Origin of the sequence: Rhodococcus sp. DT1, assembly GCF_049844875.1 — a bacterium.
In the GTDB taxonomy this organism is placed as follows: Bacteria; Actinomycetota; Actinomycetes; order Mycobacteriales; family Mycobacteriaceae; genus Rhodococcus.
Genome location: NZ_JBNCLW010000004.1, coordinates 299,498 through 311,927, shown reverse-complemented (window position 1 = coordinate 311,927; position 12,430 = coordinate 299,498). Strand labels below are relative to the sequence as shown.

Genomic DNA, 12,430 nt, shown 5'->3' with positions numbered 1-12,430 from the left:
TGACCCGAGTCACACCGGTGCGTTTACCCACACCCGCCATCCACAGGTTGTGCACAGATGCCGAGGAGCCCCGCGCAACCATCGCGCGGGGCTCCTCGAACCGGAAATCAGGCGCTCACGACGTCCAGCGTGAACTTCGCGACGACGTCCGGGTGCAGCTTCACGACGACCTGGTGCTTGCCGGTCGCCTTGATGTGAGCCTTGGGCAGCTCGACGAGGCGCTTGTCGACAACCGGGCCACCGGCAGCCTTGATGGCACCGGCAACGTCGGCCGCGGTAACCGAGCCGAACAGCTTGCCCGAGTCACCGGCGGTCTTGACGTTGAGCGAGACGCTCTCGAGACCCTCGATAGCGGTCTTGAGCTCCTTGGCGTGCTCCAGGCCGCGCACAGCGCGCGCTTCCTGTGCACGGCGGATGCCCTCGACCTGCTTCTCGGCGCCACGGGTGGCGACGATCGCCAGGCCGCGGGGCAGCAGGTAGTTGCGGCCGTAGCCGTCCTTGACCTCAACGGTGTCGCCAGGCGCACCGAGGTTGTCCACGTCAGCGGTGAGGATGAGCTTCATCGTGTTCCCTCCCTTTCCTAGCGAGCCGTCGAGACGTAAGGCAGCAAAGCGACCTCACGGGAGTTCTTGACAGCAACAGCGATATCGCGCTGGTGCTGCACGCAGTTGCCGGTGACGCGGCGAGCGCGGATCTTTCCGCGATCGCTGACGTACTTACGCAGCAGCGTTGTGTCCTTGTAATCGATCTGCGTGTTCTTTTCCTTGCAGAAAGCGCAGACCTTCTTCTTCAAAACCTTCTCGCGCGCGGGCGACTTAGGCATGGTCTTTCTCCGTACTTCTGGATGTTCCGATCGAAGGTCGGATCAGAACGGGGGCTCGTCGTCCCCGGAACCGCCGAACGAGCCGGCCTGCGGGGCATTGCCCCACGGGTCGTCGCCGCCGACGTTCGCGTTGGAACTAGGGCGTCCACCGCCCGATCCGCCGGAAGAACCACCGAAGCCGCCTCCGCCGCCGCCACCACGACCGGCCTTGCTGACCTTGGCGGTGGCATAGCGGAGCGAAGGGCCGATCTCGTCGACCTCGAGCTCCACGACAGTGCGCTTTTCGCCTTCACGCGTTTCGTAGCTGCGCTGCTTGAGCCGGCCCTGCACGATGACGCGCGAGCCCCGGGTCAAGCTTTCGGCTACGTTCTCCGCTGCCTCGCGCCAGATATTGCAGCGCATGAACAGAGCGTCGCCGTCTTTCCATTCGTTGGACTGACGGTCGAAGATGCGGGGAGTGGACGCGACCGTGAAGTTCGCGACCGCGGCACCCGCCGGGGTGAAACGCAGTTCGGGATCGGCGGTCAGATTGCCGACCACGGTGATGACGGTATCGCCTGCCATGTGGTTCCTCCTGCTGTGTGTGGAGACCTGATGCGCCAGAGCCTACGGCCAGGCGCCGACAGGCTCACTTGCCGTGGCGCAGAACCTTGGTGCGAAGCACCGACTCGTTCAGGCCGAGCTGGCGATCCAGCTCTGCAACCGTGGCGGGCGTCGCGCTGATGTCGATAACCGCGTAGATGCCTTCGCTCTGCTTCGCGATCTCGAATGCGAGACGACGCTTACCCCACACGTCGACCTTGTCGACCTTGCCGCCTTCTTGGCGAACAACATTGAGGAACGTATCCAGCGAGGGAGCAACAGTGCGCTCATCCAGGCTGGGGTCCAGGATGATCATCAATTCGTAATGACGCATAAGACCTCATCACCTCCTATGGACTGTGAACGGTCACGGACGATCCGTGACAGGAGGGTCGTTGCGTCAGCAACCCAAGAAGGGTACATGAGCCATCCCTGACCAGGGAAATCGACCTCCGTCCCGGGCAGCGGATTTGACCTAGGGTGAGGACATGCGCACGAGCCCCAGGACGATCTCGCTCGTCGCCGTCCTGACCTGCGCGATCGCGCTCTGGCTCGGATACCTCAACAAAGCCCGCTGCGCGGGTGCACCGTTCGACGAACTCGGTCGCACGATCCGCTTCGAGGACATCAAGGACGCGCACGTCTGTTATTCCGACATCCAGCAGTTGTGGCTCGGACGTGGCATCAATCTCCACCGGTTCCCCTTCGTCGACGGCAGCATCGACGCGGCCGGGAATCTCGTCGGAAGCACCGTCGAATATCCCGTGCTCAGCGGTCTGCTGATGTGGCTGGGCGCGATCGGCGTCCATACCGACGCCGACTTCCTGCTGCGGTCCGCACTGCTCCTCGCGCCGTTCGGACTCCTCACGGCGTGGCTGCTCGCGCGCCTCGCCGGATGGGCAGCGCTGGCGTGGTCGGCGACACCTCCACTGGTGCTCTACGCGTTCCTCAACTGGGATCTCCCGGTCGTCGCGATCACCGTCCTGGCGATCGCGGTGGTCGGCGTCGAACGCTGGTCGTTGCGCGCGCGCGGCGTTCTTGCGGCCGCGCTTCTCGCGGTCGGGTTCTGCCTGAAGATCTATCCGGGCATCTTCGTCCTGCCGCTGATGATCTACGTGTTCACAGGTGGTCGTGCGGCCGGCACGGTGCGCGACGTGCGGGGCGCGCTTGCGGTCGCCGGCGCCGCAGTGGCGACGACTGTCGCGATCAACCTTCCGTTCGCCGTCCTCGGGTACGAAGGCTGGCGTGCGTCGTTCACGTTCCAGCAGAACCGCGCCGCCGACGGGACGAGCAACTCGGTCTGGTTCTGGGGTCTGCGGCCTTTGCTGGGTGGTTACGAGGGCACGGGCGTGACACCGGAATTCAACGAGGTCGTCGCCGTCGCGTCTCCGCTGCTCATCGCCGCGTCGTTCCTCCTCGCCCTGTGGCTCGGCCGCCGGCGGTATCTCCGTGGGGGCCCGTATCCGTGGCTGCCGGTTGCGGCCGCGATGTTGTGCGGCTTCATGCTCTTCCACAAAGTCCACTCACCCCAGTACACGCTGTGGTTGTTGCCGCTGCTGGTCCTGCTGCAGGTTCCGTGGCGGCTTGTCGCGGCATACCTCCTCGTCGACCTCGCGATCGGTATCGGTGTCTTCCGCTGGTTCTACGCGACCGGAGGTGCGATCGACATCGAACTACCTCTCGTTCTCACCACGATCGGTGTGTGGGGACGCGCGATACTGTTGGTCGTACTGTTCTTCGTCTTCCTGCGCGCACCGCGGCGTCCGCCGCCCGGTACTCCACCCGCGGAGCGAGGTCGGGAAGCCCTCGGCACGGAAAGCGTTCGATGAGCGACATCTGGTCCGACCACCCGTCTCTCGAGGGTGCGCGCGTGCGGCTCGATCCGCTCACAGTCGCGCACGCGCCGCGACTGCTCGAGGCGGCCGACGATCCCGACGAGATCTTCCGCTGGTCCGCTGCCGTGATCCGCACTCCCGCGGACGCGGAATCGTTCGTCCGCAGCGCGGTGGACGATCCGGATCGGCAGCCCTACGCGGTGATCGACAAGGACACGGGCGCGGTCGTCGGGTCCACGTCGTACTACCTGCTCGAACCGGAACACCGCAAACTCACGATCGGCCATACCTGGCTGGCGACGTCGGCCCAGCGCACGCACGTCAACACGGAAGCGAAACTGCTGTTGTTGCGGCATGCCTTCGACGACCTTCGTGCGGTGCGTGTGGAGTGGCACACCGACGAATTCAACAATCGCTCGCGCGAGGCGCTCGCGCGCCTCGGTGCCCGGCACGAAGGATTGCTGCGCAAACACCGCCGGCGCCGAGACGGCTCGTGGCGTACGACCGCACTGTTCTCGATGACGGACGACGAATGGCCCGTCGCACGGGCAAGGCTGGAAGCGCGGGCGAACCGGTGACCTCCGGACCGTCGACCGGCAAGGAGTAGAGATGGGCAAGGTGGCTTGGGGATTCACGTGCTCGATCGACGGCTTCATCGCCGGTCCCGGGCACGACATGAGTTGGTTGTCCGCGGCCGAACCGATGGCCGAGGGCACCACGGAACGCATGGCGGGGGATGTTGCGGTGATCATCTCCGGCCGCGCAGGCTACGACGCGGCGAAGGAGCAGCAGGACGAACGCGACGAAGTGACCTCCCAGGCTTACGGGGGCGCCTGGTCGGGAACCGAATTCATCCTCACCCACCGGCCGGAAGAACTCGCCGACGATCCGACCGTCGTCGCGATGAACTGCGACATCGTGGAAGCGATTCGTCGCGCTCAGGAGATCGCGGGCGATCGGGACGTGCAGATCATCAGCGCGGATATCGCCCGGCAGGCGCTCGAGCACAATCTGATCGACGAGTTGCAGGTTTTCGTCGCCCCGGTGTTTCTCGGCGACGGCACCCGCATCTTCGACGTGCCGGGCGGTCGACGACTCGACTGGGAGTTGATCGACATCTACGAGGACAGTCCGCGCAGTTTCGGGCGGACCTACCGCCCGAAAGTGCGGTCCGATCGACCCCCCGTGGACTCGGCATGAGCGACACCGTGCGACCCGCGCTCGCGCGCCTGACCGCCCCGACACTCGTCGCGGCGGGTGCGGCGTGTGCGTGCGCGGCTGTCGTCTGGGCCGACCCGACCACTCCGGGCGGAGTGATCCCACCGTGCCCCACCTTCACGATCTTCGGCGTCTACTGTCCGGGGTGCGGGATGTCGCGAATGCTGTATTCGCTGGTGCACCTGGATATCCCGGCGGCGCTGCACTACAACGCGTTGGGCGTCGTCGCGGTGGCGGGCCTGCTGGCGGCGTTCGCGGTGTGGACCGTCGGCCGGATTCGCGGGACCGCAGCGGGACCGCGCTGGAGCAGGTTCCGCTGGGCTCCGCACTTCGCGCTCGCGGTGATCGCACTGTGGTTCGTGGTGCGCAACATTCCGGTCGCGCCGTTCACTGCCCTGCGTATCTGACCCGTCCGAAGCGCGGGAGATACGTCATGCCGCGCGTAGCGACGACAGCGCAGCGTGTTGCTCGACGCGGACGCGGCGGGGGGTGAGAGCCATGGCTACCGCTGTTTGTTCGGGATCGAGGCCGACGATCGTGCGGAGGATCAGAATGTCCTGCTGGAGGCGCGTGAGGGGCGCGTCGCGCCGGACCGCGAAGCGGGTGTCGGCAGTTTCGGCCGCCAGGGAGTACGCGAGGCGCAGGAACGGCCGGTCGGCACCGGACGGCGCGGACAGTGCGGTGAGAATCGAACGGCACGCCTCGAGGGCGAGCCGATCCGCGTCCGAGAAGGAATAGCCCACGTGCTTCGCCCGTGCCCTGCTGTACGCCGACACGGCCGGGTGCAACTCCCGGAGCAGCACGGGAAGCGCCGCCGCGTCACCTGCGGCGACCGACCAGGCCAGATCGCACGCCGTGAAGTTCGAAGATGTACGACCGGCTCCCACAACCGGTGCTCGTCCGCCCGCCGTCACAGAACCTCCTCACTTCCCCTCCGACCCTAGGACCCGGAGGCGACCGGTGACGTAGTCCATTTGGATGATTTCCGCTTTCCCACACGCTGGTGGGACGGCCGCAATCGATCGGGGAGCCAGGAGGGCGGATGGTCGGGCGCCTGGTCGAGGACGCCTCCCACCGGGTCGTCGATGAACCCGTATCGCACCGGATCCTTGACGGGCCGCCGAATCTGCCACAGCACCGCGGCGCACAGCGCCACCACGGCGACATCGCGGAGGAACACCGTGGCGGTGAACCACTGTTCCGGAAGCCCCTTCTCTGCGGGACCGAGGTAGTAGTACATGCGCGGTACCCACACCAGCGCGTCGACAGTCATCCAGGCCAGGAGCGCACGACGATGCGGGATGGCGAGTACCGCAAGAGGGACGAGCCAGAGCGAGTACTGCGGACTCCACACCTTGTTGGTGAGCAGGAACGCGGCAACGACCAGAAAGCACAGTTGAGCGAGCCGCGGGCGGCGCGGGGCGGTGAGCGCCACCAGTCCGATACCGGCGCATGCTGCGGCGAACAGCACCAGCGAGACGAGGTTGAGGGTGGACGGTGCCCAGTTCGGCCAGCCGACGAACGAGCGCAGCACGTTGTAGATCGAATCGGGATCGGCGCCCCGATCGGAGTTCAAACGGAAGAACTCGGCCCAGCCCGCCGGATACAGCAGCATGATCGGCAGGTTCACCACCAGCCACGTGGCCGCCGTCGCCCCCGCGGTTTTCGCGAACGGCCGGAGCTTCCCGGTACGCAGACACAGCACGAACAACGGGCCGAGCAGCAGCAGAGGATACAACTTCGTCGCGGCCCCGAGGCCGAGCAGCACACCGGCGAGGACGGGCCGGCGCCGCGCCCAGGCGAGCAACCCGCCGGCGGCGAACGCGGTGGTGAGCGCGTCGAAGTTGGTGAAGGCGTGCACGATGACGAGAGGCGAGGCTGCTACCAGCGCGGCGTCCCACACGCGTCGCCCCGCAGACATGGCGGTCGCCCAGACGGTCGCCAGCCACGCCAGCGCCAGGCCCCACGCGACGACGTTGAAGTAGATCGCGACCTGGAGACCACCGGGGAGCCACGGCGTCGCATCCCACGCCTTCGCGATGCGCATGGACGCGTACTGGTACATGCCCGCGACCACCGGGTACTCCATGTACCGGGTCTGCATCTGCCCGTCGGGGCCCGGTTCCTCCCACGACGTCTTGTACGGGAAGGCGCCTTCGCTGAGACGCTCCGCGCCGTACAGGGGAACGATGTCCGAGTAGCACATCGCCACGTACTGGCGGTTGTTGCTCCAGTCGAGACCCGGCGCGCCGTCCGGGCCCATCGGCGCTTGCTGGATGCACGCGGCTTTCGTGAACCAGCCGAACGCGAGGAACACCACGGCGAGGAGCAGCATCGCGCGCACGGGGGTGAAGAAGCGGGTCCGGCCGATCATGGCGTGCCGGCCCACCGGACCGCCGATCACCGTGGTCAGGCGCGACACCATCGGGTCTGTACGACCCGGGGTGTCGCGCCAATCCACCGATCGGCGGTCCTCGGCGAGTGGGCCCGGTGACACCGGTTCCCGGTTCTTGCGCTCCCCTTCGACCGTCACGCGACTTTTTTACCGTGCCGGTGCGAGTTCGGGCTGTTGTGCCTGCGCGCCGGGAACCGCTTGCCCGTTCTGTCCCGCCCCGTTCTGTCCCGGTACCCGGTTCTGCGTCGTCTGCTCGGAAGGAGCGTTGTCCTCGACGTTTCCGCCGGAGTCCTCCTCGTCCTGTTCGACGCCGGAGTCCGGACGCGAGGGCACGGTCGGGCGTGTGGTCTGCGGCGCGACTCCCGGTACCGGAATCGTGACGCCCGGGAAGATCTCCACGTTCTGGGTGGTGATCTCCGGGATCTCCGGGATGGTCGGAATGGTGCGGGAGGTTTCGGGCGCCGTCGTGGTGGGCTTCGCCGTTTCCGACGCCGTCCACGAAGGCACACCTGCCACACCCGAGATCGCTCCGGGCTTCGGGAACGATTCGACCTCGGTGCCCTGGAGAGCGCCGTCCATCGAGTCCTTCCAGATATCCGACGGCAGACCCGAGCCGTAGATCATCCCGCCCCAGCTGTTCTCGAGCGGGAGGCCTTCCTCGGTTCCCATCCACACGGCGGTGGACAGCGACGGCGTGTAACCGACCATCCATGCGTCCTTGTTCGACCCGGTATCGCCGAGCTGTGCGGTACCGGTCTTGGATGCGGACGGGCGGCTCCCGGCGAGCGCGTGCCCGTTGGAGTAGGCCGCGATCGGCATCATCGCGGCGGTGGTGTTGTCGGCGACGACCTCGTCGACGACCTGCTCGCCGACCGGGCTGCCGCGGTCCAGCAGGACCTCGCCCTCGGACGTGACGACCTTCTGCACGAAGTACGGCTCGTGGTACCGGCCGGAGGCTGCGAGCGTCGCGTAGGCGGATGCCATGTCGAGCACGCGGGACTGGTACTGGCCCAGCACGATTCCGTAGTTGGGGCCGGCTCCGTTCGGCTCGGTGAGCGTCTCACCGATACCCGGAACCTCCTTGGGGATGCCCAGCTTGTGTGCCATGTCGGCGATCGCCTGCGGGCCGTCGTCCATCTCGAGCATCATCCGGTAGAAACTCGTGTTCAGCGACCGCTTGAGCGCCTCCGCGATGGTGCATTCGCCACACGACTGGCCTTCGACGTTGCCGATCTTGATGCCGTTGACTGTCAGCGGACCGCTGTCGTAGGTCTTGGACAGCGGCACACCCTGATCGAGGTTCGCGGCGAGACCGAACACCTTGAACGACGAACCCGTCTGCAGGCCCGCGCTGGCGAAGTCGTAACCGATACCGCTTTCACCGCCGTAATAGGCACGCACCGCACCGGATCGCGGATCGACCGAGACGACGGCCGTGCGCAATTCCTCCGGTTCGCCTTCGAGGTTGGACCGCACGGCGTCGAGTGTCGAGGCCTGTGCCTGCGCATCGATCGTCGTGGTGATGTCGAGTCCCGCGGTGTTGAGCAGGGTCTCGTCGATTCCCTCGGATGCCAGTTCCCGCAGGACCTGGTTCTTGATCAGGCCCTCGGGACCGGAGGACTGGTCGCCGTTGTCGAGTTCCGCGAGCGGGACGTACGCGGGGTACTCCATGCCTGCGCGGTCGGCGGAGTTGAGGGTGCCGGCGGCCACCATGCCGTCGAGCACGTAGGTCCAGCGCGACTTGGCGCCCTCGGGGTTCTGCTCGGGGTCGAGCAGCGACGGCAGCTGAATGGACGACGCGAGGACCGCGCCTTCTTCGACGGTCAGTTCGTTGACCGGCTTGCCGAAGTACGCGTTCGACGCGGCGGAAATCCCGTACGCGCCGCGGCCGTAGTAGATGGTGTTGAGGTAGGCGGCGAGGATGTCGTCCTTCGACCACTGATTCGCCATCTTCACCGAAAGAACGAGTTCCTTCATCTTGCGGGTCAGGCTGCGCTCGTTGCCGACCAGAGCGGTCTTGACGTACTGCTGTGTGATGGTCGAACCACCACCGGCGCTCTCGCGGCCGAGGATGTTGTCGCGCGCGGCCCGCGCGAAACCGGACGCCGAGAAGCCCGGGTTGGAGTAGAAGTCGCGATCTTCCGCGGCGAGCACGGCGTTTCGCACGTGCAACGGGATCTGGTCGAGTTCGACCTCGTGGCGGTTGCCTTCCGGCGGAATCACCTTGGTGATGACGCCGGTCCCGTCGGAGTTGTAGATCGTCGCAGCCTGGTTGGTGACGAGCTCACCCGGACGCGGCACGTCCTGTGCCACGTACGCGAGCATGAAGGCGAGCAACGGGATGAGGATGCCCGCGGCCACGACGCCGTAACCGACACGACGGATGGTGCGCCAGGGGATCTTTCTGCCGCCGCCGCTTCCGTCACCACCACGACCGCCGCCGCCCTTGCCGCGACGGGTGGGCGGCGGCGTACCGGGCGGACCGCCCGCGACAGCGGTCGTCGGCCGGGAGTCCTGCGGGGAGCGAGACGGCGGACCGGCAGGGGACGCCACGCGGCGGGTGGCCGCACCGGGGTCGGACGGACCGCCCTGGGGACCGCGTGCCGCGTCGGGACCCTGCGGCGGGCGCTGCGGCGCACGTCCCTGGGGAGTGTTGTGGCCGGGAGCAGGCGGGAACTGCTGGGTGCGCTGCGGAGGGTTCGCTCCCGGCGGCACCGGACCTGCGCCCGGTCCGCGAGGCGGCAGGGCGTTCGGGTTCTGGGCGTTCGGGTTGGACGGCGCGGGACCCCGGCGCGGGGGATACGGCTGTCCCTGGGGAGGCTGCTGCGGCCGCCCCTGCGGGAACGGCTGGGGAGGGTACGGCGGACGGCCGCCGGACTGCGGCGGCTGAGGCTGGCCGGGCCGGCCCTGGGGGCGCGGCTGAGGCGGCAACGGTCGTCCCTGGGCGGGTCCCCCTTGCGGCGCCGGTCGCTGCTGCGGCGGCGGCCCTGCCGGGTTGTCCCGGTGAGGCGGATCGGACCTGTTGCCCTCGGGTTCGTTGTCGGGGGAACTCACGTACTCATCTCCAACTGTTTGCGCGACGCGTGACGCCGCATCTTCGAATGCCCGTCCGAAGACGGGCACGCGAGGATTGGTTCGTGCGGGCGGTATGCGGGAAGGAACTTCATCGGGCAGCGTTCGCTCACGTCGTCCGGCGCCCGTTCACTCGCTCGCGGTGCGACGGTCCTGCCCCGTCGTCCGGCGACGTGGGCGTTTCGGGGCCGGTTGCGACCCCAGGACGTACGACTGCACCAGGTGATTCCAACTACACGTGCGACATACCTCGACCACATGGACCGAGAATTCCTCCTGGCTGGCGGCCAGGCGGGTCAGCTCTTCGGGCGTTCGGGCCGACCCGGACACCGGGCCGAGCTTTTCGCCGAAGACCCACGAGACGAGGGTCACCTGCTCCTTGCGGCAGATCGGGCAGGTGACGTCGCTGCCCTTGCCGTGGAACTTTGCTGCCCGGAGCAGGTAGGGGCCGGCGTCGCAGACTTCGGCCACACCGCGCCGCCCCGAGTAGACCTCGGCAAGCAGCGACCGACGCTGCAACGCGTAGTCCACCACCTGCCGCTGAATTCGCACGGACCCCAGAGTACGTGCGCCGGGGCGACAGGTGGGTGCGGAGTGGTAACAGCAACCCTGTGACGCGCGGCAATCTCGGCCCCGCCGGAGGTGCCCGCAACAACCGAGGGCCGTCCGGGAACCGCTTTCCACCTGGACGGATGTTCCGGATGATTTCACCAAGGCGTATCGTCGTTTATATCGGCGCGATATAGTTTTGTGTCGTATCCATCGGTTGGTTCACTCGGACAAGGAGGTGACTCGTGCTGGAACTGGCTATCCTCGGTCTCCTCCTCGAGTCGCCTATGCACGGGTACGAGCTGCGTAAACGCCTCACCGGGCTCCTCGGGCCGTTCCGTGCCTTCTCCTACGGGTCTCTCTATCCGACTCTGCGACGCATGCAGGCGGACGGGCTCATCGAAGAGGATTCGGGAGTTCCCGGGACCGTCAAGCGACGCGCCCGGCGCGTGTATCGGCTCACTCCGGCGGGGCGGGAACGCTTCACCGAACTGGTCGCCGACACGGGACCCCAGAATTACACCGATGACGGATTCGGTGTGCACCTCGCTTTCTTCAGTCGCACCCCCGCCGAGGCGCGGATGCGAATTCTCGAGGGCAGGCGCCGCCAGGTCGAGGAGCGCAGGGAAGCGCTCCGCGACGCGATCGGACGGGCCGGCGGCACCTTGGACCGCTACACCCGTCAACTCCATCAGCTCGGCCTCGAATCGAGCGAACGCGAAGTGCGGTGGCTCAACGAACTGATCGCCGCCGAGCAGTCGACAGCAGCACGCAACAAAGAAGGAGAACCCGACCATGGGTGAGAACAGCACCGCGGTGCGCGTGGCCATTGTGGGCGTGGGGAACTGTGCCTCGTCCCTGGTCCAGGGCGTCGAGTACTACAAGGACGCGGACGCCACCGCTTCCGTCCCCGGCCTGATGCACGTGGAGTTCGGCCCGTACCACGTGCGCGACGTCCAGTTCGTCGCCGCATTCGATGTGGACGCCAAGAAGGTCGGATTCGACCTGTCCGAGGCGATCCTCGCGAGCGAGAACAACACCATCAAGATCGCCGACGTACCGCCGACCGGCGTGACCGTGCAGCGCGGCCACACTCTCGACGGCATCGGCAAGTACTACGCCGAGACCATCGAGGTCTCCGAGGCCGAACCCGTCGACGTCGTGAAGGTCCTGAAGGACGCCGAGGTCGACGTCCTCGTGTCCTACCTCCCCGTCGGCTCGGAACAGGCCGACAAGTTCTACGCACAGTGCTGCATCGACGCCGGTGTGGCGTTCGTCAACGCGCTGCCCGTGTTCATCGCGTCCGACCCCGTGTGGGCCAAGAAGTTCACCGACGCGGGTGTCCCCATCGTCGGCGACGACATCAAGTCGCAGGTCGGTGCCACCATCACCCACCGCGTGATGGCGAAGCTGTTCGAGGATCGCGGCGTCGTGCTCGACCGCACGTACCAGCTCAACGTCGGCGGCAACATGGACTTCAAGAACATGCTCGAGCGTGAGCGTCTCGAGTCCAAGAAGGTCTCCAAGACCCAGGCCGTCACGTCGAACCTCACCGGTCCCCTCGCCGGCAAGGTCCACGACCGCGACGTGCACATCGGTCCGTCCGACTACGTGCAGTGGCTCGACGACCGCAAGTGGGCGTACGTGCGCCTCGAAGGCCGCGCCTTCGGTGACGCTCCGCTCAACCTCGAGTACAAGCTCGAGGTCTGGGACTCGCCGAACTCCGCCGGCATCATCATCGACGCGATCCGTGCGGCGAAGATCGCCAAGGACCGCGGCATCGGCGGACCGATCCTTCCGGCTTCCGCGTACCTGATGAAGTCCCCGCCGGTCCAGATGGCGGACGACAAGGCTCGTAACGAGCTCGAGGCCTTCATCATCGGCGCCGACGCCTGATTCTCACGCTCTACCGGATGTCACATTCGGGCAGTACGACGACTGCCCGAATGTGACATT

14 protein-coding genes are annotated in these 12,430 nt (G+C 66.8%); 6 read left to right on the top strand and 8 right to left on the bottom strand.

Features of this window, described 5'->3' with window-relative positions; all coding sequences use genetic code 11:
* Positions 1 to 107: 107 nt before the first annotated feature.
* From rplI to rpsF, 4 genes are all read right to left on the bottom strand, one after another.
* Positions 108 to 563: a 50S ribosomal protein L9 gene (gene rplI, locus ACLQ3J_RS12090; RefSeq protein ID WP_169620971.1), complete on the bottom strand. Its 456-nt coding sequence runs from the start codon at positions 561 to 563 to the stop codon at positions 108 to 110.
* 17 nt (positions 564 to 580) lie between these two features.
* Positions 581 to 823, bottom strand: a complete 243-nt coding sequence (gene rpsR, locus ACLQ3J_RS12085; protein ID WP_169620970.1) for a 30S ribosomal protein S18 — start codon at positions 821 to 823, stop codon at positions 581 to 583.
* A 42-nt stretch (positions 824 to 865) separates the two neighbouring features.
* Positions 866 to 1,387 (bottom strand): single-stranded DNA-binding protein, encoded by a 522-nt coding sequence (locus ACLQ3J_RS12080; RefSeq protein WP_169620969.1) that lies wholly within the window; start codon positions 1,385 to 1,387, stop codon positions 866 to 868.
* Between the two features lie 64 nt (positions 1,388 to 1,451).
* The gene (gene rpsF, locus ACLQ3J_RS12075; protein WP_072700991.1) at positions 1,452 to 1,739 is read right to left on the bottom strand and encodes a 30S ribosomal protein S6; all 288 of its coding nucleotides are present in this window, start codon (positions 1,737 to 1,739) and stop codon (positions 1,452 to 1,454) included.
* Positions 1,740 to 1,893: 154 nt separating this feature from the next.
* On the opposite strand from rpsF, the gene ACLQ3J_RS12070 reads away from it, so the two are divergent.
* The 4 genes from ACLQ3J_RS12070 to ACLQ3J_RS12055 are packed head-to-tail and all read left to right on the top strand — an operon-like array spanning position 1,894 to position 4,865.
* The gene (locus ACLQ3J_RS12070) at positions 1,894 to 3,234 is read left to right on the top strand and encodes a hypothetical protein (RefSeq protein WP_425903349.1); all 1,341 of its coding nucleotides are present in this window, start codon (positions 1,894 to 1,896) and stop codon (positions 3,232 to 3,234) included.
* The gene (locus ACLQ3J_RS12065; protein WP_169620967.1) at positions 3,231 to 3,818 is read left to right on the top strand and encodes a GNAT family N-acetyltransferase; all 588 of its coding nucleotides are present in this window, start codon (positions 3,231 to 3,233) and stop codon (positions 3,816 to 3,818) included. Before ACLQ3J_RS12070 ends, ACLQ3J_RS12065 begins: the two co-directional genes overlap by 4 nt.
* Positions 3,819 to 3,849: 31 nt before the next feature.
* Positions 3,850 to 4,440, top strand: coding sequence for a dihydrofolate reductase family protein (locus ACLQ3J_RS12060; protein ID WP_425903347.1), 591 nt, complete (start codon positions 3,850 to 3,852; stop codon positions 4,438 to 4,440).
* The gene (locus ACLQ3J_RS12055; RefSeq protein WP_169620965.1) at positions 4,437 to 4,865 is read left to right on the top strand and encodes a DUF2752 domain-containing protein; all 429 of its coding nucleotides are present in this window, start codon (positions 4,437 to 4,439) and stop codon (positions 4,863 to 4,865) included. The genes ACLQ3J_RS12060 and ACLQ3J_RS12055 overlap by 4 nt, the downstream gene beginning before the upstream one ends.
* A 24-nt stretch (positions 4,866 to 4,889) precedes the next feature.
* Here ACLQ3J_RS12055 and ACLQ3J_RS12050 read toward each other — a convergent pair whose 3' ends face one another.
* From ACLQ3J_RS12050 to ACLQ3J_RS12035, 4 genes are all read right to left on the bottom strand, one after another.
* Positions 4,890 to 5,372 carry an RNA polymerase subunit sigma-24 gene (locus tag ACLQ3J_RS12050; RefSeq protein ID WP_169652340.1) on the bottom strand — a complete coding sequence of 161 codons (483 nt, stop codon included), beginning with the start codon at positions 5,370 to 5,372 and terminating at the stop codon, positions 4,890 to 4,892.
* Between the two features lie 26 nt (positions 5,373 to 5,398).
* The gene (locus ACLQ3J_RS12045) at positions 5,399 to 6,991 is read right to left on the bottom strand and encodes a glycosyltransferase family 87 protein (RefSeq protein ID WP_296550320.1); all 1,593 of its coding nucleotides are present in this window, start codon (positions 6,989 to 6,991) and stop codon (positions 5,399 to 5,401) included.
* 9 nt (positions 6,992 to 7,000) lie between these two features.
* The gene (locus ACLQ3J_RS12040; protein WP_296550393.1) at positions 7,001 to 9,253 is read right to left on the bottom strand and encodes a transglycosylase domain-containing protein; all 2,253 of its coding nucleotides are present in this window, start codon (positions 9,251 to 9,253) and stop codon (positions 7,001 to 7,003) included.
* An 801-nt stretch (positions 9,254 to 10,054) separates the two neighbouring features.
* Positions 10,055 to 10,477 (bottom strand): DUF5318 domain-containing protein, encoded by a 423-nt coding sequence (locus tag ACLQ3J_RS12035; protein ID WP_169620962.1) that lies wholly within the window; start codon positions 10,475 to 10,477, stop codon positions 10,055 to 10,057.
* Between the two features lie 242 nt (positions 10,478 to 10,719).
* On the opposite strand from ACLQ3J_RS12035, the gene ACLQ3J_RS12030 reads away from it, so the two are divergent.
* On the top strand, positions 10,720 to 11,277 hold the full coding sequence (locus ACLQ3J_RS12030; protein ID WP_169620961.1) for a PadR family transcriptional regulator: 558 nt from the start codon (positions 10,720 to 10,722) through the stop codon (positions 11,275 to 11,277).
* Positions 11,270 to 12,370, top strand: coding sequence for an inositol-3-phosphate synthase (locus ACLQ3J_RS12025; protein WP_169652338.1), 1,101 nt, complete (start codon positions 11,270 to 11,272; stop codon positions 12,368 to 12,370). The genes ACLQ3J_RS12030 and ACLQ3J_RS12025 overlap by 8 nt, the downstream gene beginning before the upstream one ends.
* Positions 12,371 to 12,430: the final 60 nt, after the last annotated feature.

Bases quoted from the DNA above. Each gene is read 5' to 3' on its own strand.
- ACLQ3J_RS12080 (WP_169620969.1), bottom strand. From the start codon at position 1,387: ATGGCAGGCGATACCGTCATCACCGTGGTCGGCAATCTGACCGCCGAT.
- rpsR (WP_169620970.1), bottom strand. From the start codon at position 823: ATGCCTAAGTCGCCCGCGCGCGAGAAGGTTTTGAAGAAGAAGGTCTGC.
- rplI (WP_169620971.1), bottom strand. From the start codon at position 563: ATGAAGCTCATCCTCACCGCTGACGTGGACAACCTCGGTGCGCCTGGC.
- ACLQ3J_RS12070 (WP_425903349.1), top strand. From the start codon at position 1,894: ATGCGCACGAGCCCCAGGACGATCTCGCTCGTCGCCGTCCTGACCTGC.
- ACLQ3J_RS12025 (WP_169652338.1), top strand. From the start codon at position 11,270: ATGGGTGAGAACAGCACCGCGGTGCGCGTGGCCATTGTGGGCGTGGGG.
- ACLQ3J_RS12065 (WP_169620967.1), top strand. From the start codon at position 3,231: ATGAGCGACATCTGGTCCGACCACCCGTCTCTCGAGGGTGCGCGCGTG.
- ACLQ3J_RS12055 (WP_169620965.1), top strand. From the start codon at position 4,437: ATGAGCGACACCGTGCGACCCGCGCTCGCGCGCCTGACCGCCCCGACA.
- rpsF (WP_072700991.1), bottom strand. From the start codon at position 1,739: ATGCGTCATTACGAATTGATGATCATCCTGGACCCCAGCCTGGATGAG.
- ACLQ3J_RS12060 (WP_425903347.1), top strand. From the start codon at position 3,850: ATGGGCAAGGTGGCTTGGGGATTCACGTGCTCGATCGACGGCTTCATC.